Origin of the sequence: Micromonospora citrea (assembly GCF_049629545.1) — a bacterium.
In the GTDB taxonomy this organism is placed as follows: Bacteria; Actinomycetota; Actinomycetes; order Mycobacteriales; family Micromonosporaceae; genus Micromonospora; species Micromonospora citrea_A.
This window is the reverse complement of the sequence record NZ_JBNADX010000019.1, coordinates 90,990-112,033: the sequence shown is the minus strand read 5'-3', so window position 1 is coordinate 112,033 and position 21,044 is coordinate 90,990. Positions and strand designations below refer to the sequence as shown.

General features: G+C 73.7%; 15 protein-coding genes. 9 read left to right on the top strand and 6 right to left on the bottom strand.

Annotated elements, in window-relative coordinates:
• Positions 1-49: 49 nt before the first annotated feature.
• Positions 50-739, bottom strand: coding sequence for a potassium channel family protein (locus ACPFP2_RS20600; RefSeq protein WP_424090797.1), 690 nt, complete (start codon positions 737-739; stop codon positions 50-52).
• 3 nt (positions 740-742) lie between these two features.
• The gene (locus tag ACPFP2_RS20595; RefSeq protein WP_424090796.1) at positions 743-1,408 is read right to left on the bottom strand and encodes a potassium channel family protein; all 666 of its coding nucleotides are present in this window, start codon (positions 1,406-1,408) and stop codon (positions 743-745) included.
• Positions 1,409-1,570: 162 nt separating this feature from the next.
• On the opposite strand from ACPFP2_RS20595, the gene ACPFP2_RS20590 reads away from it, so the two are divergent.
• The 4 genes from ACPFP2_RS20590 (at position 1,571) to dxs (ending at position 8,127) form a co-directional block, all read left to right on the top strand.
• Positions 1,571-3,643, top strand: a complete 2,073-nt coding sequence (locus ACPFP2_RS20590) for an APC family permease (protein ID WP_424090795.1) — start codon at positions 1,571-1,573, stop codon at positions 3,641-3,643.
• A 71-nt stretch (positions 3,644-3,714) separates the two neighbouring features.
• Positions 3,715-4,932 carry a class I SAM-dependent RNA methyltransferase gene (locus ACPFP2_RS20585; protein WP_424090828.1) on the top strand — a complete coding sequence of 406 codons (1,218 nt, stop codon included), beginning with the start codon at positions 3,715-3,717 and terminating at the stop codon, positions 4,930-4,932.
• A gap of 13 nt (positions 4,933-4,945) precedes the next feature.
• A complete protein-coding gene (locus ACPFP2_RS20580) occupies positions 4,946-6,106 on the top strand; it encodes an anhydro-N-acetylmuramic acid kinase (RefSeq protein WP_424090794.1) in 1,161 nt (386 codons plus the stop codon).
• Positions 6,107-6,177: 71 nt separating this feature from the next.
• Complete coding sequence (gene dxs, locus ACPFP2_RS20575; RefSeq protein WP_424090793.1) at positions 6,178-8,127, top strand: 1-deoxy-D-xylulose-5-phosphate synthase; 1,950 nt, start codon at positions 6,178-6,180, stop codon at positions 8,125-8,127.
• 650 nt (positions 8,128-8,777) lie between these two features.
• Here dxs and ACPFP2_RS20570 read toward each other — a convergent pair.
• Positions 8,778-9,782, bottom strand: coding sequence for a quinone oxidoreductase family protein (locus tag ACPFP2_RS20570; protein ID WP_424090792.1), 1,005 nt, complete (start codon positions 9,780-9,782; stop codon positions 8,778-8,780).
• Between the two features lie 86 nt (positions 9,783-9,868).
• Here ACPFP2_RS20570 and ACPFP2_RS20565 point away from each other — a divergent pair, with 86 nt between their 5' ends.
• Complete coding sequence (locus ACPFP2_RS20565) at positions 9,869-10,291, top strand: MarR family winged helix-turn-helix transcriptional regulator (protein WP_424090791.1); 423 nt, start codon at positions 9,869-9,871, stop codon at positions 10,289-10,291.
• A 595-nt stretch (positions 10,292-10,886) separates the two neighbouring features.
• Here the strand turns inward: ACPFP2_RS20565 and ACPFP2_RS20560 are convergent.
• A complete protein-coding gene (locus ACPFP2_RS20560) occupies positions 10,887-12,080 on the bottom strand; it encodes a hypothetical protein (RefSeq protein ID WP_424090827.1) in 1,194 nt (397 codons plus the stop codon).
• 411 nt (positions 12,081-12,491) lie between these two features.
• Here ACPFP2_RS20560 and ACPFP2_RS20555 point away from each other — a divergent pair, with 411 nt between their 5' ends.
• Positions 12,492-14,387, top strand: coding sequence for a hypothetical protein (locus tag ACPFP2_RS20555; protein WP_424090826.1), 1,896 nt, complete (start codon positions 12,492-12,494; stop codon positions 14,385-14,387).
• A 45-nt stretch (positions 14,388-14,432) separates the two neighbouring features.
• Here the strand turns inward: ACPFP2_RS20555 and ACPFP2_RS20550 are convergent, their stop codons facing one another.
• Positions 14,433-16,325, bottom strand: a complete 1,893-nt coding sequence (locus tag ACPFP2_RS20550) for a hypothetical protein (protein WP_424090790.1) — start codon at positions 16,323-16,325, stop codon at positions 14,433-14,435.
• Between the two features lie 85 nt (positions 16,326-16,410).
• Here ACPFP2_RS20550 and ACPFP2_RS20545 point away from each other — a divergent pair, with 85 nt between their 5' ends.
• Entirely contained in the window at positions 16,411-17,697 is a 1,287-nt protein-coding gene (locus tag ACPFP2_RS20545) for a PQQ-binding-like beta-propeller repeat protein (RefSeq protein WP_424090789.1), read from the top strand.
• On the opposite strand, the gene ACPFP2_RS20540 is transcribed toward ACPFP2_RS20545, so the two are convergent.
• Positions 17,698-19,050 carry a C39 family peptidase gene (locus tag ACPFP2_RS20540; protein WP_424090788.1) on the bottom strand — a complete coding sequence of 451 codons (1,353 nt, stop codon included), beginning with the start codon at positions 19,048-19,050 and terminating at the stop codon, positions 17,698-17,700.
• 133 nt (positions 19,051-19,183) lie between these two features.
• Between ACPFP2_RS20540 and ACPFP2_RS20535 the strand changes: the two genes are divergently transcribed.
• Both ACPFP2_RS20535 and ACPFP2_RS20530 read left to right on the top strand, forming a co-directional pair.
• Positions 19,184-19,852, top strand: coding sequence for a response regulator transcription factor (locus tag ACPFP2_RS20535; RefSeq protein ID WP_424090787.1), 669 nt, complete (start codon positions 19,184-19,186; stop codon positions 19,850-19,852).
• Positions 19,849-20,997: a sensor histidine kinase gene (locus ACPFP2_RS20530; protein ID WP_424090786.1), complete on the top strand. Its 1,149-nt coding sequence runs from the start codon at positions 19,849-19,851 to the stop codon at positions 20,995-20,997. The genes ACPFP2_RS20535 and ACPFP2_RS20530 overlap by 4 nt, the downstream gene beginning before the upstream one ends.
• Positions 20,998-21,044: the final 47 nt, after the last annotated feature.

The following is a 21,044-nucleotide window of genomic DNA, read 5'->3' as shown; positions in this document are numbered from 1 at the left end:
CCCACCGGCCTCCCAGGGGCGCGGGCGACAGCCGGCCACCGACCGCGGCTCACCTGTTGTTGCGGGTCCGCTCGACGCTGTCCGGGCCGAGGATGACCGCGCGGACGTCGTCCTCCACCTCGGCGGTGCACACGAAGATCAGCTCGTCGCCGGCCTCGATCGGGTCGTCCGGGCTGGGCACCAGCACCCGCTTGCCGCGCAGGATCGCCACCAGGGCCGCGTCCCGGGGGATCGGCACCGCGTGGATCGGCTGCCCGACGTAGGGCGCGGTCGGCGGCAGGGTGATCTCGACGAGGTTCGCCTCACCCTGGCGGAAGGTCATCAGCCGGACCAGGTCGCCGACGGTGACCGCCTCCTCGACCAGGGCGGCCATCACCCGTGGCTTGCTCACCGCCACGTCGACGCCCCACTGCTCGGTGAAGAGCCACTCGTTCTCGGCGCGGTTGACCCGGGCGACCACCCGGGGCACCGCGAACTCGGTCTTGGCCAGCAGCGACACCACCAGGTTGACCTTGTCGTCGCCGGTGGCCGCGACCACCACGTCGCAGCCGGCGACGTCGGCCTCCTCCAGGCTGGCCAGCTCGCAGGCGTCGGCCAGCACCCAGTCGGCGGCGGGCACCCGGTCGGGGCGGAGCATCCGGGGCTGGCGCTCGATCAGCATCACCTGGTGGCCGTTGTCGATCAGCTCCTGTGCGATCGAGCGGCCCACGTTGCCGGCGCCCGCGATGGCGATCCGCATGGCTCAGTGCCCTCCTTCGGGCGGCGTCGCGGCCACCGCGGTGACCGAGGCGGCGATGTCGTCGGTGACCAGCACGTACAGCTGGTCGCCCTCCTGCACGACGGTGGACCCGTTGGGCAGCGTGCCGATGCCGAACCGGGTGAGGTACGCCACCCGCGCCCCGGCCGCCGCCTCCAACTGGCGCAGCGGCCGTCCCACCCAGTCCTTGTGCACCGGCACCTCGATGATCGAGACCGTGCTGGTCGGGTCGCGGAAGATCTCCACGTTGCCCTCGGGGACGAGGTGCCGCACCATCCGGTCGGCCGTCCACCGCACGGTGGCCACGGTCGGGATGCCCAGCCGCTCGTAGACCTGCGCGCGACGCTGGTCGTAGATGCGGGCCGCCACCCGGGAGACACCGAACGTCTCACGGGCAAGCCGGGCGGAGATGATGTTGGAGTTGTCGCCGCTGGAGACCGCGGCGAAGGCGTCCGCCCGCTCGATGCCGGCCTGGCGCAGCACCTCGCCGTCGAAACCGGCCCCCGTCACGGTGATGCCGCCGAAGTCGGGGCCGAGGCGGCGGAACGCGTCGGCGTCCTGGTCGATCACCGCCACCGAGTGCCCCCGGGACTCCAGGCTGTGCGCGAGGGTCGAGCCGACCCGACCACAGCCCATGATCACGACATGCACGGTGTCCCTCCCTGGTGCCACCCGTCGACGGCGGGCGGCGTCGATTGCGAGCCTGCCACGTCCGGCGCGCCGGCGGGGGATCGAACGGTACCGCGCGGAGCCGGACGGACGTGATCAGGCACCCCCGACCCCTCGACCCTGGTGGTCGTACCCTTAGCGCTTGTGGCCAGTCCCACCTCGCTGCTGAAGCGACTCCTCGTCGGTCGACCGTTCCGGTCCGACCGGCTGCGGCACACCCTCCTGCCCAAGCGCATCGCCCTGCCGGTGTTCGCCTCCGACGCCCTCTCCAGCGTCGCGTACGCCCCGGACGAGATCCTGCTGACGCTCTCCATCGCCGGGGCGTCGGCGTACTTCTTCTCCCCGTGGATCGCGCTCGCGGTCGTCGTGGTGATGCTCACCGTGGTCGCCAGCTACCGGCAGAACGTGCACGCGTACCCCTCCGGCGGCGGCGACTACGAGGTGGCCACGGTCAACCTGGGGCCCCGGGCGGGGCTGGCGGTGGGCAGCGCGCTGCTCGTCGACTACGTGCTGACCGTCGCGGTGTCGGTCTCCTCCGGGGTGGCGAACCTCGGCTCGGTGGTGCCCTTCGTGGCCACCCACAAGGTGCTCATCGCGGTGATCGCGGTGGTGCTGCTCACCGCGATGAACCTGCGCGGCCTGCGCGAGTCCGGCACCGCGTTCGCGATCCCCACCTACGGCTTCATCATCGTGATCGGCGGGATGATCCTCACCGGGCTGATCCGGGTCTTCGTGCTCGGTCACGACCTGCGGGCCCCCAGCGCCGGGCTGGAGATCCAGGCCGAGCACAGCGTGACCGGCCTCGCGCTGGTCTTCCTGCTGCTGCGCACCTTCTCCTCCGGCTGCGCGGCGCTCACCGGCGTGGAGGCCATCTCCAACGGCGTGCCCGCGTTCAAGGCCCCCAAGAGCAGGAACGCGGCCACCACCCTGCTGCTGCTCGGCACCATCGCGGTGAGCATGCTGGTCGGCATCATCTGGCTGTCCCGGCTGACCGGCCTGCAGTTCGTCGAGGACCCGAAGCTGCAGATCATCTCCGGCCCCGACGGGTACGTGCAGAAGACCGTCACCACCCAGCTCGGCGAGACCGTCTTCGGCTCCGGCTCGGTGCTGCTGTTCGTGGTGGCCGGGGCGACCGCGTTGATCCTCTTCCTGGCCGCGAACACCGCGTTCAACGGCTTCCCGGTGCTCGGCTCGATCCTGGCCCAGGACCGCTACCTGCCCCGTCAGCTGCACACCCGGGGCGACCGGCTGGCCTTCTCCAACGGCATCGTCTTCCTCGCCGTCTTCGCGATCGTGCTGATCGTCGCCTTCCAGGCCGAGGTCACCAAGCTCATCCAGCTCTACATCGTCGGGGTGTTCGTCTCCTTCACGCTGTCGCAGGCCGGCATGATCCGGCACTGGAACCGGCACCTGCGCACCGAGCGCAACCCCGAGGCGCGGCGGCGGATGATCCGCTCCCGGGCGATCAACACGTTCGGCATGGCGATGACCGGCGCCGTGCTGATCGTCGTGCTGGTCACCAAGTTCCTGCTCGGCGCGTGGATCGCGATCGCCGCGATGGCGGTGATCTACCTGCTCATGCTGGCCATCCGGCGGCACTACGACCGGGTCGCCGAGGAGTTGGAGCCGACCGAGGTCCGCGGCGTGCTGCCCGCCCGCAACCACGCGATCGTGCTGGTCAGCAAGCTGCATCAGCCGACCCTGCGGGCCATCGCGTACGCCCGGGCCACCCGGCCGGACACGCTGACCGCGGTCACCGTCAACGTCGACGACAAGGACACCCGCCAGCTCCAGGAGGAGTGGGAGCGGCGCGAGCTGCCCGTCCCGCTGACCGTGGTCGACTCGCCGTACCGGGAGATCACCCGGCCGATCCTCAACTTCGTCGCCAACACCCGGCGCGAGTCGCCGCGCGACGTGGTCACCGTCTTCATCCCCGAGTACGTCGTCGGACACTGGTGGGAGAACCTGTTGCACAACCAGAGCGCGCTGCGGCTCAAGGGACGCCTGCTCTTCGAGCCCGGCGTCATGGTCACCAGCGTCCCGTGGCAGCTCGCCTCCACCGCCAACAAGAACCTCGACCGGCTGGACGAGACGCTGAGCCGCACCCCGGCCCGGGGTCCCCGGGTGGCGCCGCGCAGCACCCTGCCGCCCAGCGTCCCGCCGGTGACCTCCGCCCCGCCCGGCGAGAGCGGCCCGAGCACCGGGGACCGCCCGTGACCGCCGGACGCGGCGCGGGCCGCCCCGAACCCGGCGCCGGGGCGACGCCGGTCGAACAGGAGCGGCGGACGCTGGAGGAGGCCGAGCGGGTCGAGCTGACCGTCGGCGCGGTCGCCCCCGGCGGGCACTGCGTGGCCCGGGTCGACGGCCAGGTGGTCTTCGTCCGGCACGCGCTGCCCGGCGAGCGGGTGCTCGCCGAGGTGACCGAGCTGCACAAGGGCTTCGCCCGCGCCGACGCCGTCGAGATCCTCCAGGCGTCCCCGGACCGGGTCGAGCCGCCCTGCCCGTACGCGAAGCCGGGCCGCTGCGGCGGCTGCGACCTGCAACACGTCGCCCCCGCCGCCCAGCTCGCCTGGAAGACCGACGTGGTGCGCGAACAGCTCACCCGCCTCGGCCGGCTCACCGACGCCGAGGTGGACGCGCTCGGCGTGACCGTCGAGGCGCTGCCCGGCGGGCCGCTCGGCTGGCGCTCCCGGGTCCGGTACGCGGTCGACGCGGCCGGCCGGGCCGGGCTGCTCAAGCACCGCTCGCACGAGGTCGTCCCGATCGACCGCTGCCTGATCGCCCACCCGGCCATCCAGGAACTGCCGGTGCTCACCGGCTCGGGCGCGCGCTGGCCGGACGCCGAGGCGGTGGAGACGGTCGCCAGCACCGGCGGGGACGTCAGCGTCGCCGCCGTCACCGACGGGGTGGCCACCACGGTCAGCGGGCCGCGGACCGTCCGCGAGGTCGCCGCCGGCCGGGACTGGGAGCTGCCCGCCGCCGGCTTCTGGCAGGTCCACCCCGCCGCCGCCGACACCCTGGTGGCGGCCGTCCTCGACCTGCTCGACCCCCGTGCGGGCGAGTCGGCCTGGGACCTCTACGGCGGGGCCGGGCTGTTCGCCGCCGCGCTCGCCGGGCGGGTCGGCCCGGACGCCCGGGTCACCCTGGTCGAGTCGTCCGCGCAGGCCGTGGCCGCCGCCCGGGAGAACCTGGCCGACCTGCCCCGGGTGGAGGTGGTCGCGGCCCGGGTGGAGACCGCGCTGGCCCGCCGCCGGATCACAGGCCCGGTCGACCTGGTGGTGCTCGACCCGCCCCGCTCCGGCGCGGGCGCGGCGGTGGTGCGGGACGTGGTGGCGGCCGGGCCGCGCGCGGTGGCGTACGTGGCCTGCGATCCGGCCGCCTTCGCCCGCGACGTGCGCACCTTCGCCGAAGCGGGCTGGCGGCTCACCGCGTTGCGCGGGTACGACCTGTTCCCGATGACCCAGCACGTCGAGCTGGTCGGGCTGTTCCTGCCGCCGGAGCAGTGACTAGCCTGGCCCGATGAAGATCGTCGGGTTGATGTCCGGGACGTCGTACGACGGGGTGGACGTGGTCGCCGCCGAGTTCACCGCCGACGGGGACACCCTGCGGATGCGTCCGCTGGGGCACCGGGAGCGCAGCTACGACGACGCCCTGCGCGAGCGGATCGGGACGCTGCTGCCCCCGGCGGCCACCACGATCGAGGCGGTCTGCCGGTTGGACAACGCCCTCGGCGAGGTCTTCGCCGACGCCGCCGCGCTCGGCGTGGAACTGGCCGGCGGGCAGGCCGACCTGGTCGTCTCGCCCGGGCAGACGGTCTTCCACTGGGTCGACGGCGGGACCGTCCGGGGCACCCTCCAGCTCGGCGCGCCGGCCCGGGTGGCCGCCCGGGTGGGCGTACCGGTGCTCGCGGACCTGCGCTCGGCGGACGTCGCCGCCGGCGGTCAGGGCGCGCCGCTCGTCCCGGCCTTCGACGCGCTGCTGCTCGACCCGGCCGCCGGGCCGCGGGCGGCGCTCAACCTGGGCGGCATCGCCAACCTCACCGTGGTCGCGCCGGGCGCGCCCGTGCTCGGGTACGACGTGGGCCCGGCCAACGCGCTGCTGGACGCGGCGGCCCGGCGCTTCCTCGGCCGCCCCTGCGACGTCGACGGGGTCCGGGCGGCGGCCGGCCGGGTGCACCCCGGGCTGCTGGAGGTGCTGCTCGCCGAGGCGTACTACGCCGCGCCGCCGCCGAAGTCGACCGGCAAGGAGCTGTTCCACGCCGGCTACCTCGACGAGCGGCTGGCCGCCCTGGGCGAGGCGGTCGCCCCGGACGACGTGCTGGCCACGCTGACCGAGCTGACCGCCCGGACGGTGGCCGCCGAGTGCGACCGGCACCGGGTGACCGAGGTCATCGCCGCGGGCGGCGGGGTGCGCAATCCCACACTGCTGGGCCGGCTGGTCGCGCTCGGGCGGGGCCGGTGGCGGCTGCGCGTCACCGACGAACTGGGCGTACCGGCCCAGGCCAAGGAGGCGTACGCGTTCGCCCTGCTCGGCTGGCTCTCCTGGCACGGGCTGCCCGGAGCGGTCCCCTCGGTGACCGGTGCCCGGCACGCCGCCGTGCTGGGCTCGTGGACGCCGGCCGGCCCGCCGCACGGGACGGCCGCGGCGACACCGCCGCGGCGGCTGGTCATCGAGCGGTGAACCCTGGGAGCAGACTGTGTTGATCCACGGCCGAGCTGCGGAGTGTCGGGCGGCCGATAGACTCTTCCGTCATGAGTGTTGAAGAGGGCACGGCCAACCAGGGTCGGCTGCTGGGCACGGTGCGTGGTCCGCAGGACGTGAAGCGGATGACCGCCGAGCAGCTGGACATCCTCGCCGCCGAGATCCGTGACTTCCTGATCGCCAAGGTCTCCCGCACCGGCGGGCACGTCGGCCCCAACCTCGGTGTGGTGGAGCTGACCCTGGCGATGCACCGGGTCTTCGACTCTCCCCGGGACCGGCTCCTGTTCGACACCGGCCACCAGGCGTACGTGCACAAGATCCTCACCGGCCGGCAGGAGGGCTTCGACAAGCTCCGCCAGCGCGGTGGCCTCTCCGGTTACCCCAGCCAGGCCGAGAGCGAGCACGACCTGATCGAGAACTCGCACGCCTCCACCGCCCTGTCGTACGCCGACGGGCTGGCCAAGGCGTACGCCCTGCGCGGCGAGCAGCGCAGCGTGGTCGCCGTGGTCGGTGACGGCGCGCTGACCGGCGGCATGTGCTGGGAGGCGCTGAACAACATCGCCACCGCCGGCAACCCGTTGGTCATCGTGGTCAACGACAATGGCCGGTCGTACTCGCCGACCATCGGCGGCCTCGCCGACCACCTCTCCTCGCTGCGGCTCAACCCCGGCTACGAGAAGGTGCTCGACACCGTCAAGGACGCCCTCGGCAACACGCCGTTCGTCGGCAAGCCGATGTACGAGGTGCTGCACGCGGTCAAGAAGGGCATCAAGGACGCCGTCGCCCCGCAGGCGATGTTCGAGGACCTCGGCATCAAGTACGTCGGCCCGGTCGACGGGCACGACATCGCCGCCGTCGAGTCGTCGCTGCGCGCCGCCAAGCACTTCGGCGGGCCGGTGATCGTGCACGCGGTCACCCGCAAGGGCTACGGCTACCGGCCGGCCGAGGAGGACGAGGCGGACTGCCTGCACGGCCCGGGCGCCTTCGACGCCGAGACCGGCAAGCTGCTCGCCGCCCCGTCGGTGAAGTGGACCCAGGTCTTCGCCGACGAGCTGGTCGCCATCGCCGACTCCCGGCCCGACGTGGTCGGCATCACCGCCGCCATGGCCGAGCCCACCGGCATCGCCACCCTGGCCCGCAAGCACCCCGACCGGGTGTACGACGTCGGCATCGCCGAGCAGCACGCCGCCACCTCCGCCGCCGGCCTGGCCATGGGCGGCCTGCACCCGGTGGTGGCGGTGTACGCCACCTTCCTCAACCGGGCCTTCGACCAGGTCCTGCTGGACGTGGCGATGCACAAGCTGCCGGTCACCTTCGTGCTGGACCGCGCCGGCATCACCGGCCCGGACGGGCCGAGCCACTACGGCATCTGGGACATGTCCGTCTTCGGCGTGGTGCCCGGCCTGCGCATCGCCGCGCCCCGCGACGCCGCCAGCCTCCGCGAGGAGCTGCGCGAGGCGGTGGCGGTCGACGACGGCCCGACCATCGTCCGTTTCCCGACCGGCACCGTCGCCGCCGACCTGCCGGCCGTCCGCCGGGTCGGCACGGTCGACGTGCTGGCCGAGTCGGCGCGTACCGACGTGCTGCTGGTCGCGGTCGGCTCCTTCGGCCACCTGGGCATGGAGGTCGCCGCCCGCCTCGCCGAGCAGGGCTACGGCGTGACCGTCGTCGACCCGCGCTGGGTCCGCCCGGTCCCGGCCGAGCTGGTCGAGCTGGCCACCGCGCACCGGCTCGTGGTGACCGTCGAGGACGGCGTCCGGGTCGGCGGTGTCGGCGACGCGCTCGCCCAGGCGATGCGGGACGCCGACGTCCGGGTCCCGCTGCGCGACCTCGGCGTCCCCGCCGACTGGCACCCGCACGGCACCCGCGCGCAGATCCTGTCCGACCTGCGGCTCACCGCCCAGGACGTGGCCCGCGACGTCACCGGCTGGATCTCCGGCCTGGACGCCGAGCCGGTCGAGCCGGTCCGCCTGCCCGCCCGCGACGCCAGCCCCAACTGACTCCGACCGCCGGTGTACGCCGCCGGCGGCCCGTGACGGTCCTCCCCGACGGGCGGTCCTGGTGCTCCCAGGGCCGCCCGTCGGCGTCCGTGCCGCCGGCGGGCGATCCGGCCGCGATGGCGAGTCCGGCGCGGTGGCGGGTTGGGGCGGTGGCGGGTTGGGGCGGTGGCGGGTATGGGGCGGTGGCGGGTCTGGCTCGGGCGGTTCGCGCCGGGCACCGAGCATCCGCTCCGCCGTGCGGGGCCTGACGTCGGTCGCCACGCGGGACCGAGAGGCCGTGCCGGCTCGACCATGGGGACCGTGCGGTCGCTACCGACTTGATCGCATCGATGGATCGGGCGGCGGCTGAGAGCGTGTTTGAGAAGTTCTTATCTGGACGATGTGGTGGCGTGACCGTGGCGGCCGGGTCGGGCAGGGTGTCGAGTTGTCATCGCGCCGTGGGTACCCGTCCGATCTGACCGAAGCCCAGTGGGACCTGGTTAAGGAGCTACTCCTGCTCACCGTCCGGCCCTCTGACCGCATGGCTCACCGACCTTCACGGGCCGCCAGAGTCGCCGTTGTTCCAGACCAGCACGGGAATAACGGGGACCGGACGGCAGTCGCGAAGCTTCGTCAGTTGACAGCCGGAGCCTCGAGCCGCTTGTTGCGTCCTATCCGACCTTGAGGGCCAGCTTCCCGACATAGTGATCATTTAGGACGCGATGCGCATCCCCGACTTGCTCCAAGGGGAAGGTCCGGGCGACGTGGACCTCGAAGGAACTCGCCTCGATGATCGCGTTCAGTCGATCGGTCGCGGCGCGGCTTCGATCCCCATCGAAGTGGGACAGCGTCGCGCCCGGCGACGCTACCGGCACGGGCAGGACACCGTTCGGCCACGCGATCCGCCCGGAGTTCTTGATCGCGCGAAGAGACCGTTCGGCAGTTTCGCCTCCCACGGTGACCAGAGCTGCATCAAGCCCGCCTGGTGCGAACTCGAAAGCCGCAGCCAACACATCGTCTTTGCGGCCGTCGACGGCGTCGTCCGCCCCCAACCGCCGGACCAGGGCGACACCGTCGTCACCAGAGGCCACGGCCAACACCCGGATGCCGCTGTGCCGCGCCAGCTGCACGGCCATGTGCCCGATACCCCCGCTGGCCCCGAAGACCATAAGCGTCTGGTCCGGCCGCAGGCCGAGCAGATCGAGGCCGCTCAGTGCGGTCAGGGCATCCCAAGCCATCGCGCCGGCCTGTTCGGTCGGCAACCGGTCAGGCACGCGCGCCACGAACTCCGCCTCAACGACGCCGTACTCGGCGTAGAAACCGCCACGCGGCACCGGCATCGTCGCAGCGTAGACACGCTCGCCCACGTCGATCCGGGTGACGTTGCGTCCGACCGCGGCCACCGTGCCCGCTGCGTCCCAGCCGAGGATATAGGGGAAGGTTGATGCGACACCGAAAATGCCGTCGTAGTCCCCCTCTCGCTCGCCCGCGTCCCAGGACCCTACCCCTGCGAACTCCACCCGGATGAGGACGTCGTTGTCGCCAACCTCCGGGAGCGGCATCCGGCGTGACGAGAGCTCGTCGACTCCGCCGAACCGGTCAAGGGCGACCGCGTTCATCTGCGGCTCCACGATCGCGCCGCCCGCTGCACGCTCGACTCTGCTGTCCACGTCCATCGGCCCTCCTTATTGCTTGAGTGAATTAAGGATCATTGGATCACAGCTATTTGAGTGAATCAAGTAATTGTTCTAGGCTGGGAGCCATGGCACTGCCGAACGGACCCGTAGTCACCTCGTCCGAGGCCGAGGCCGCCTTGTTCGACCTGGTCGACGTATACGACCGCGCCTACGAGGCGGCCGCAGCCGAGCTGTCGCTCAGCCCGGCACAGGCATGTGTGCTCGGGCGACTCGATGAGAGACGCGGCATGGGCACCTTGGCCGAGGAGCTCGGCTGCGATGCCTCCAACATCACCCAGATCGTCGCGCGGCTCGAAGCGCTCGGCCTCGTGACCCGCGAACCACATCCCCAGGACCGCCGCGTACGACTCGTCGCACGAACCCCCCGAGGAGACGAGATCAACCACCGGTTCGCAACAGCCTTCACCTTCGCCCGCACGGCGGTCGGACGACTCTCGCCCGACGAACAGGACCAGTTGACGGCGCTGCTGCGCAAAGCACTGGGCTGACACGCACCCTGCGGCCCACCCCATCAAGGTGGATCCAACGGCTTCATGTCGGCCGGTACTCGGCCACCGGCCCAACAGCAAGCCAGCCGAACCTTCACCTGGACCTGATCAACAACTTCTCAAACACGCTCTGAGGAGCCGGTCGCAGTCTTTCTCCTCCGAGTGGCTGCCGCTCACCGGTGCGTCGAGGGTTGGGCGGGGACGCTACCGACTTGATCGCACCGATGATCGGGCGGTGCTGAGGATGATGGTCGCACCCATGATCGGGCGGTCGCTGCTGAGCACACCGAGGGGCAGGCGGCAGCCGCGGACCTGATCGCACCGGTGGACCAGCGGTCACCACCTGCCGCTCGGCCTGATCCATCTGTGCGATCAGGTCGGTAGCGTCCCGCAGAGGGGTCCGCACCGCCGGCAAGCCCCTCCGATCCACTGCTGCGCAGAGGCCTGAGAGGGTTGTGCCGTGTGGCGGCGGGCCGGCCCCGGGGATCCAGCGCCGCCGCCGGGCCTGCCGACCGGCAACGCCGGCCTCCGCCAGGACTCCGACCTCGCCAGGACCCCGGGCGTCCGCCAGGACCCGGTGATCAGGTGGTGGGGATCAGCGGCCGCCGACGGAGCGGTAGTAGGTCTTCTCGGCGGTGGCCAGGCTGAAGGTCTGCTTCGCCTCCGGCATCGGCACCACCACCAGGCCGGGGCGGTCCACCAGGCGGGGCGTGCCGGGTGGCACCGACAGGGCGGAGTCCCGGTTGCCCCGCCAGGTCAGCACCACCAGCGGCTGCCCGGGCACCGGCAGCACGTACGTCTGCAGCGGGTTCGACCGGTCGGCGGGGGAGACCACCGGCGTACCGTCGCCGGCCGGACGGTAGACCACCGCGGTCACCGTGCCGGCGGCGGTCTCCCAGGTGAGCTGCTCCAGGTCGCCCGGATCGCCGCCACCCAGCGCCATCTCGCCGATGCCCCGCACGGCCACCTTCTCCACCGGCCAGGACTCGGGCACCGAGGCGGGCGCGTCCCGGTCGCCGATCCGGCGCGGAATGCTGCCGAACGGCCCCTGCTCGCCGGCGAGGACACAGGTGTCCAGCCCGTCCAGGGCCCGCCGGCCGGAGCCGGTGTCGTCGCGGACCAACGGGTAGCGCGGGTCGGTGGTGGCGGTGCCCAGGTCGAGCAGCCGGTCGGCGGCCCGGCCGCGCGGCAGCGACTCGGTGGCGCGCAGCGTCGCCGTCACCGGCACCGCCGCGCATTGCGGCACCGGCACCCGGCCGGTCAGTCCGTCGGTGACCATCAGCGCCCGGCCGTCCGGGCCGAGCAGTCGCTCCACCCGCCCCGAGACCAGGTAGCGGCGGCTGTCGGCCAGGTGCACCGGGAGTACGTCGGCGTAGGCGAGATACCCGGGGTCGGTGTACTCGGTGGCCCGGTCGACCGCGTACCGGCCGTCGGCGCCGGTGAGCTGGAGCAGCCAGGAGGCCCCCTCACCGGGCACGTCGGCGGCGACCAGGGCCAGCCGGGCGCCGTCCACCTCGCCGGACCAGAGGATGCCGGAGGAGGACAGGTGGGCCCGGTCGTCGATCGGGGACCGCCAGGCGCGCACCGCCTCGGTCACCGCCTCGGTGGTGGCGGCGTCACCGGCGAGCGAGCCGCGCGGCGGCCACACCCGCAGCGTGCCGTCCAGGCTGTCGTAGCCGACCCGCAGCTCCCGGGCCTGACGCTCGGCGACCGGGCCGCAGGCGGTCACGGTCAGCGCCAGCGTGAGCAGTGCGGTGACCGTCGTGCCGCGGCGGCGGACTGAAGCCACCTGTACGCCCCCGATCGCCTCGCCGATGTCGGAAGCCCACATGGTACGCAACGGCCGGCGGCCGGTCGGCGCTGGTCCGCCCCGCCGACCTCCGGCCACAAGGGACTCCCGCGTGGATTTCGTCTGATTTTTCGGCTCCGGTAGACTCCGCCGACTGTGACGTCTGTCGAGCCCCGTGGCGCATCCGCACCGGACCCCGACGCCTTCGGCGGCCCCGGCCGCGGCGCGACGGCCACCGCCACCGCGCCGCCGCCACCGGCGACGGACGCCCCCGCCCCGAACCCCGTCGGCCGCACCCCGGCCGGCGACGCCGCAGGCGGCCCCACGGCCTCCGCCGCCGCCCCCGGCCCCGCGCCGTCCGCCGGCCTCCTGGCCTCCGCCGGCCTCGCGCCGTCGGCCGGGCCGGCGCCCGTGCAGGCGCCCCCCGGTTCCGCCCGCCCCGAGGCGGAGCCGACGACCGACGCGCCGGCCGGTGGCGGCCGGACGGTGGTCGTACCCGGGAAGGGGCCGGCGGGGGCGGAGCGTGCCGGCGCGACGCAGGCCGGGCGGTCCCGGCGCTGGCGCTGGACGGCGCGGCGCAAGGACCTCGCGGTCTACGGGGTGTTCCTGCTGGCCGCGTTCTGGGTGACCAGCCAGATCTGGGTGGACCCGGCCGGTCGGGTCGCCTCGCTCTACAGCAGTGACCCGGCGCAGGTGCAGTTCTTCCTCGCCCACTCGGTGCGGGTGGTGCTGCACGGGGACTTCCCGTTCTACACCGACCAGTTCAACTACCCCGACGGCGTCAACCTGATGGCCAACACGGCGGTGCTGGCGCTGGGCATCCCGATGGTGCCGATCACCCTGCTCTTCGGGCCGGCCGTGTCCTTCGTGGTGCTGGTCACCCTCGGCCTGGCCGGCACCGCCGCGACCTGGTACCACGTCTTCTCGCGGCACCTCGTGCGCCGCCGGCTGGCCGCCGCGGTCGGCGCCTGGTTCTGCGGGTTCTCACCGGCGATGCTGTCGCACGCCAACTGGCACCCCAACATCATCTCCCAGTGGCTGCTGCCGTTCATCGTCTGGCGGGTCATGGTGCTGACCCGGTCGACCCGCCCGGTCCGCGACGGCGTGCTGCTCGCCCTGCTGGTCACCGCGCAGGCGTTCATCAACGAGGAGATCCTGCTCTTCACCGCGCTGGCCTGCGGTGTCTTCCTCGTCGCGATGGTGGCGCAGCGGCGGACGCTCTGGTCGGCGGCGTGGCGTCCACTGGCCAAGGGGCTGCCGGTCTGCACGGTGGTCGCCGGCTCGCTGCTGGCGTACCCGCTCTACATCCAGTTCGCCGGGCCGATGGCGTACCACGGGCTCAGCGACGCGGTCCGCGACTACGGCAACGACATCGCCGCCTTCTTCGCCCCCGGCTCGCCCACCTTCGGCGGCCACGAGCGGGCCAACGTCAACCTGGCGCCGAACTACTCGGAGGAGAACGCCTTCTTCGGCTGGAGCCTGTCGCTGCTCGCCGTCGGCATCGTGATCTGGCTGCGCCGGGAGGTGCTGGTCCGGGCGCTCGCCGCCACCGGGCTCTTCTTCGCGCTGCTCTCCCTCGGCGAGCGGGTGTCCTGGTGGGACCGGGAACTCGTCACCGGCCCCTGGGACCTGCTGGTCCGGCTGCCGCTGCTCGACGCGGTGGTGCCGACCCGGTTCGCCATGATCACCAGCGTGGTGATCGGGATGCTGCTGGCGCTCGCCGTGCAGCGGGCCTGGACGCTGCGCGGCCCCGAGTGGCGGCACGCGAAGACGGTGACGGTCGGCGCACTGATCCTCGCCCTGCTGCCGATCGTGCCGATGCCGCTGAAGGTGACCACCCGCCCGCCGGTGCCGGACTTCATCACCGCCGGCCACTGGCGGGAGTACGTCGGCCCCGGGCAGACCCTGGTGCCGGTGCCCGTGCCGAGCATGGGCAACACCCACGGCATGCGCTGGGCCGCCTCCACCAACCTCGACTTCAAGATCCCCGGGGGCTACTTCCTCGCCCCGCGCAACGGCAACACCGGCGACCCGGGACGCTTCGGCGGCCGGCCCAGCGGGATCGGGGACCTGCTCGACGAGGTCGCCACCACCGGACGCACCCCGAAGCTCGACGACCGGCAGCGCCGCCGCAGCCTGGACGAGCTGCGGCACTGGAACGCCGCCGTGCTGGTCCTGCCGCTGCGCCAGCACAACGCCGAGCCGCTACGGCGCACCGTCGAGCAGCTCGTCGGGCCGGCCCGCAAGGACCTGGACGTGTGGGTGTGGGACGTCCGGCCGCTCTCGGCCCGGACCACCGCCTCCTGACACCGCTCGGGCCGGTCCCGCGACGGGCCGGCCCGGCGGGCGGGCTCAGCCGACCAGCGGGCGCACGTCCCACAGCCACACGTCGTCGACCCGCTGCGCCGGCCCGAGCAGGCCGGTCATCAGGTCGCGGAGCACCGCCTCGCGCGGATGGGCGCCGAGCACCACCACCGACGCCTTCCAGAAGCGCAGGTCCTCCACCGCCTGGCGGCGGTTCTCCTCGGTCAGCGCCGGGACCTCGCCGGAGTCCATGGTGGCGTAGACGAGCGTGCTGGTCGGCCGGTTCGGTGCGCCGAAGACGCCCTCCCCGTTCTCGTTCGGGCCGATGAAGTAGCCGCCCGGCACGGGGAACTCGTGCCCGGTCAGCGCGCTCCAGCGCAGCGTGGGCAGACCGTGCACGTTGCTCGGGATCGGCACCGGAACCAGCGTGCGCCCCTGCGGGACGTACGGCCGCCAGCCACCGGCGGTGATGAAGCGCGGCGGCGGGTCCACGTGCTGCGCCGGCAGCGGGCGCGGGAAGAGCGGCAGCACGGCGAGCGCGACCGCCGCGTACCCGACCGGCCGGACCCAGCGGCGTCGGACCGGCCTCCGGCCCGCCCCGACGCCGCCGGCCGGGTCGGCGTCGTCTCCCGGGGCGCGCGGCGCCGGGGCCGGTTTGCGGCCGTACCGCGCCGCCGCGTCCCAGGCCAGCGCGAGCAGGACGCCGACCGCCGCGGTCACCACCAGGGCGAGCCGGGTCGGCATCATCATCTCCACCAGCGGCAGGTCGTCGGGGATGTACGCCCACGGGCCGTCGACGGTGGTCTCCACGCCGTCGAAGCGCACCTTCGGGCCGATCGCCGCGACGGTGAAGAGCACCACCAGCACACCGGCGATCCGGGCGGCCAGCGACCGCCGCCACAGCAGCACCAGCGCGGCGAGCGCCACCAGCACCAGCGGCCAGCCGAACCAGGTGTTCTGCTCGGTCAGGCCGATGGTCTTCTCCACCGCCTCGTCACCGGCGACGGTGTCGCGGGCGAAGGTGACGAAGGCCATCAGGTCCTCGCCCCAGTTGTGGAAGACGCCGCCCTGCAGGCCGCGGTAGGACTGCGGGCCGTTGAACTGCCACCAGATCGGGTAGGCGGTGAGCGCCAGGGCGATCCCGCCGCCGAGGCCGAGCGCGGCCAGGAAGCCGCCGGCCCGCTCCCGCGCCGCGCGTGGCCGCTGCGCCACGTACGCCAGCACGACGACCAGGCAGGCCAACGCGGTGAGCAGCAGCATCTCCTCGTTGATGAAGATCTGGTACGCCACCAGCAGCCCGAGCACCACCCCGTCGCGCCGCCACCGGCCCGGCCGGCCCAGACGCAGCACCCGGGCCACGATCACCGGCAGCAGGAAGTTGGAGACGAAGTTGGGCTGCCCGTTGGCGTGGTGCACGATGCCCGGGGCGAAGCCGAGGAAGGCGCCGCCGACGAACGCCGCCGCCCGCGAGCGCACCAGGTGCCGGGAGAGCATCCAGTACGACGTGGCCGCGGTCGCGGCGAGCGCGCCGCCCAGGTAGAGCGCGTACGTCACCTGGGGTCCGAAGAGGAGGGTGATCGGCGCCAGCGGGATGGTCATGCCCAACAGCGAGGTGTTGGCCATCATGTTCACCCCGTCCGGGGCGTTCTGCCGCGCGCTGAACAGCGGGTTCTCCAGGTGACGCACCGAGTAAGCGCCGTGGGAGAAGAGCCACTCGAACCAGCTGTGGTCGGTCGGCAGGTGCGACGAGACCCGGTGCTGCACGTCCACCCAGTAGTTCAGGCACACGAAAACGCCGAGCAGCACATAGGCTCCGATGGCCAGGACGTCGGCCCGGCGCGGCCGCCGACGGGGCCGCCGTGTCGGGTCGGCCGCCGAGGGCTCGACCGCGTCCGTCGCGGACGTCGGGTTCAACGAGGGATCTACCACCGGCACAGCCACGACGGGCCATCGTACAGGCGGTGACGGGTCGCCCCCGCCGGCCGGTGGGGCGGCGGCGTGGGTGCGGAGGCGGGGAGGTCGGGGCGTGGCACTCATCGACCTGGGCGACGTGCGCGAGGAGCCGGTGGCCGGCCCCCGCGACCGTCCGCCCCGGACCGTCGGGCGACCGGCCCGCATCGTCGCGGTGCTGGTGGTCGCGCTGCTGACGCTGGCCGGAGCCGCGGCACCGGACCGGCCGGCCTTCTTCACCGTGCCGACGGCCCCCACCACGACGGCTTTCGTCCACGGTGACCGGGTCTTCCTCGTCGCGCCGACGGAGGGGTCGGCGGGGGAGTTGACGGCGTACGCGGTGCCGGCGCGGGGACGCGGCCCGCTCACCCCGCTGTGGCGGGCGTCCCTGTCGCTGCCGACCGGCGTCGGCGCCGCGTCGGCGTACGTCGTCGGCGACGTGGTGGTGGTCAACGCCGACACGTCCCGGGACGGGGCGGCCCGCAGCTACGCCTTCGACGTGGCCACCGGCCGGCCGCGCTGGGACCTGCCGGGCAGCCTCGCCAGCACCGGCGACCCGCTGCTGCTCTACGCCGGCGTCCGGGACGGATCGGGCACGGTCAGCGCGGTCGACCCCGCCACCGGCCGGGTCCGCTGGTCGGTGCCGACGCTGCCGGACGCCACCAGCTTCCGCTTCCGCCCCGACGGTCTCGACCGGATCGTGCTCAACCCCTCCGCCGGCCCGGTGGAGGTCTGGGACGCCCGCAGCGGGCAGCGCCTGGTCAGCCGGGACCTGCGCCCCGACGGACTGTCCGTCTGGCAGCGCGTTCAGCCGGTCGGCGACCTGCTGCTGATGGTCCGGCAGAACGCGGCGCTGGTCACCGCGTACGGGTTGGCCGAGCTGGACCGCCGCTGGGAGATCAGGCTCGGCCTGGTGGGGTACTTCGAGTCCTGCGGCGCGCTGATCTGCGCGCACGGGCAGACCGGCGGGATCACCGCGCTCGACCCGGCGACCGGCGCGACGCGGTGGCGGGTGACCCGCTGGGGCCGGATGCTGACCACGCAGGGCGACCGGCTGCTGGTCAGCGAGCAGGCCGCCGGCAACTATGAGTCCTACACGGTGCTCGACGCGGCGACCGGCCGGGTCGCCGCCGACCTCGGCATCTGGGAACTGATCGGCTGGGACCCGGCGGACGGGCGGCTGACCGCCGTACGCCCGGCCGGCACGGGGCGGCTGGTGCTCGGCGAGCTCGACGTCGCCGGGGGCCGGGTCCACCGCCGCGACCTGCTCACCGGCGTCTCCGGCAACTGTCAGGCCGGGCGGGAGGTGCTGCTGTGCCGGATGCTCGGCGGCGAGTACGGCGTCTGGCGGCTCGCCGGCTGATCACCAGTTGGCCTGCCCGGGCGGCGGGGGCAACGCCACCGACGCCGGGTGGATCACGTACGCGGCCCCGCCGCTGCCGCCCTGCCAGGCCGCCTCGAACCGGCCCCGGTCGACCGTCCGGCGCACCGACTCGTCGTCGGGGGCGTACGGGTCGTTGAGCACCGGGTCACCGGCGTCGGTGAAGCCGACCAGCACCATCAGGTGCCCCCGGGTGTCGTAGTCCAGCCCGGGCACCTCGCCGGCCCGGAACGCGGCGGAGAGCACCAGCGGGATCCCGGCGGCCACGAACGCCTCCGCCTCGACCAGCGAGCGCAGCCGGGTGACGAACGCCTCCACCCCGTGCAGCCCGGCGTACGCGGTGTTGAAGGACCAGTTGCCGCACCCGTCGTACGCGGTGTCGTAGCAGTGCCGGGCGGCGTGCACCACCACCGGTCGGGGGCCGGGCGGGTCGACCCAGGCGTAGCGCTGCGGTGCCGGCCCGGCGCCCCACCAGGCGAGCACCATGGAGGTGCAGGTGGGGCTGCACCAGGAGTCCCCACCGCCGCCCCAGCGCGTCTCGTCGCCGGTGTGCCGGCGCTGGGAGAAGCGCGGCACGTCCAGCACCGTGCCCCGGGCGCTCGCGCCGGCCCGCCCCGCCGCCGGCCCGCCCACGCCGCTGCCTGCCGGCCCTGCCGGCACGCCGGCTGCCGGGCTTTCTGTCGGCGCGCCTGTCGGGCTGGCTGTCTGGCCGACTGCGGGGGCGCCTGTCGGGCCGGGTGCGGGGCTGTCCGTCGGGCCTGCTGCGGGGGTGCCTGTCGGGCCGGGTGCGGGGCCGTCCGTCCCGTCGGCTGACGGGCGGGACGGTGGTTCCGGGGCGCCGGAGGCGACCGCGCCGACGGTGTGCAGCGTGGGACCCGCGGACGCGCCCCACGGGCGCAGCAGGGTCACCCGGACCTGCCAGCCGGTCACCGTCGCCGCGTCCACCACCAGGGTGTCGGTGTCGACGTGGGCGTCGGGGTCCCGCTGGCCCGGCACCGAACAGCGGTGGGCCGGCTCCTCGCCCTCGGCCCACCGGGCCAGCCGGTACCAGCCGGTGGCCGGGGCGTCGTCGTGCCAGCCGCGCACCTCCACCTCGATCCAGCAGCCCGGCGGCGTCCGCGCGGTCCACGACGGCACGATCTCGCGTACGCCGAAGCCGGCGGAGACCGGGGGAGAGGTCCAGCTGCCGCGCTCGTGCCGACTACCGTCCGGGTCGGGCCGTCGCCGGCCGGCCGGCGTCAACCCGTGCGCGGTGGCCCGCACCCCGTCGGCGGTGCCCGGGCAGGCCCCGGCGGTGAACCGGAACCCCCGGTAGGCGACGTCCCGCCCGGTCATGGCGCCTCCGGTCCTCGACGATCGACGACGGCAGCATGACGTACCCCGGCCGGCGCCGGCAACGGCGGCGGTGCGTGAAGGGTGGTTTGGCGGCCGGCGCTAGGTTGTCGGACAGGTCGGCGAGGAGGTCGGGATGCGGGTGCTGGTGGTCGAGGACGAGCGGAACCTCGCCGACGCGATCGCGCGCGGGCTGCGCAAGCGCGGCATGGCGGTCGACGTGGCGTACGACGGCGACGCCGGCCACGAGGCGGCCTTCGTCACCCGGTACGACGTGGTGGTGCTGGACCGGGACCTGCCCGGCATGCACGGCGACCAGATCTGCGCCGAGTTGGCCGCCTCCGGCACGCTGACCCGGGTGTTGATGCTGACCGCCAGCGACAGCGTGGCCGACCGGGTGGAGGGGTTGGGGCTCGGCGCGGACGACTACCTGCCCAAGCCGTTCGCCTTCGACGAGCTGGTCGCCCGGGTGCAGGCGCTCGGCCGGCGGGCCACCCCGGCCGCGCCGCCGGTGCTGGCGGTCGCCGACGTGGTGATCGACCCGGCCCGTCGGGTGGTGACCCGCGGCGGCGTGCCGGTGGACCTGACCAACAAGGAGTTCGGGGTCCTCTGCGAGCTGGTGAAGGCGCGTGGCGCGGTGGTCTCCAGCGAGGAGCTGTTGGAGCGGGTCTGGGACGCGAACACCGACCCGTTCACCACCATCGTCCGGGTGACCGTGATGACCCTGCGCAAGAAGCTCGGCGACCCGCAGCTGATCGAGACGGTGGTCGGCGCCGGCTACCGCACGGCGGAGGTGGTGGCGTGAGCCTACGTCCCACGTTGCGGCTGCGGCTGACCCTGCTGAACGGCGTGCTGCTGGTCGGCGCGGGCGCGATCCTGGTGGTGCTGGCCTGGCTGCTGGTCCGCGACGCGTTGCGTCCCAGCGACGAGCTGCGCCCGGGCACCACCGTGCTGCTGGCCGACGGCCGGTCCCTCGACGCCGCCGTGTGGCAACGGCAACTGGTCGACGCCGCCTCGCAGGAACTGCTGGTCAAGGGGTTGATTGCGCTGCTGGCGATCAGCGTGGTCGGGGTCGCCGGGGCGTACCTGGTGGCCGGTCGGGCGCTGCGTCCGCTGCACCAGGTCACCGCCACCGCCCGCCGGCTCGGCGAGGCCACCCTGGACCAGCGGATCGGCTGGTCCGGGGCGGACGACGAGGTCGCCGAGTTGGCCCGCACCTTCGACGCGATGCTGGACCGGATCACCGCCGCCTTCGAGGCGCAGAGACGCTTCGTGGCCAACGCCTCGCACGAGCTGCGTACCCCGCTCGCGGTGATGCGGACCGAGATCGACGTGACGCTCAGCGACGGCGAGGCGGACACCGCCGAGTACCGCCGGATGGCCACGGTGGTCCGCGACGCCTCCGAACGGGCCAACGGACTGGTCGACGCGCTGCTGGTGCTGGCCCGCAGCGAGGCCCAGGCCGGGCGCGGGCTCGCCCGACGCACCGAGTGCGACTTGGCCGCCGGTACGGCCAACGCGCTGTCGGCGATGTCCCGGGAGGTGGAGCGGATCGGGCTGCGGGTGCAGACCTCGCTCAAGCCGGCCCCGGTGGTCGGCGACCCGGGTCTGCTCGACCGGCTGGCCGGCAACCTGATCGAGAACGCCGTGCGCTACAACCACCTGCACGGCCGGCTCTGGGTGCGTACCGGCACCGACGGGCGGACGTCCTGGCTGGTGGTCCGCAACACCGGGTTCGAGGTGGACCAGGCCGACGTGCCGGGGCTGTTCGAGCCGTTCCGGCGGGGTGGCCGGGAGCGGACCGGCGCCCGCGGCTCCGGGTTGGGGCTCTCCATCGTCCGGGCGGTCTGCGACGCGCACGGCGGCAACGTGCAGGTCGTCGCCCAGCGCGGCGGGGGTCTGGAGGTGACGGTCACGTTGCCGGCGGCGGACACCACCACCGCGACGTGAGCGGGCCCCCTTGTGCGACAGGGACGATCGCTGGCATGATCACCGGA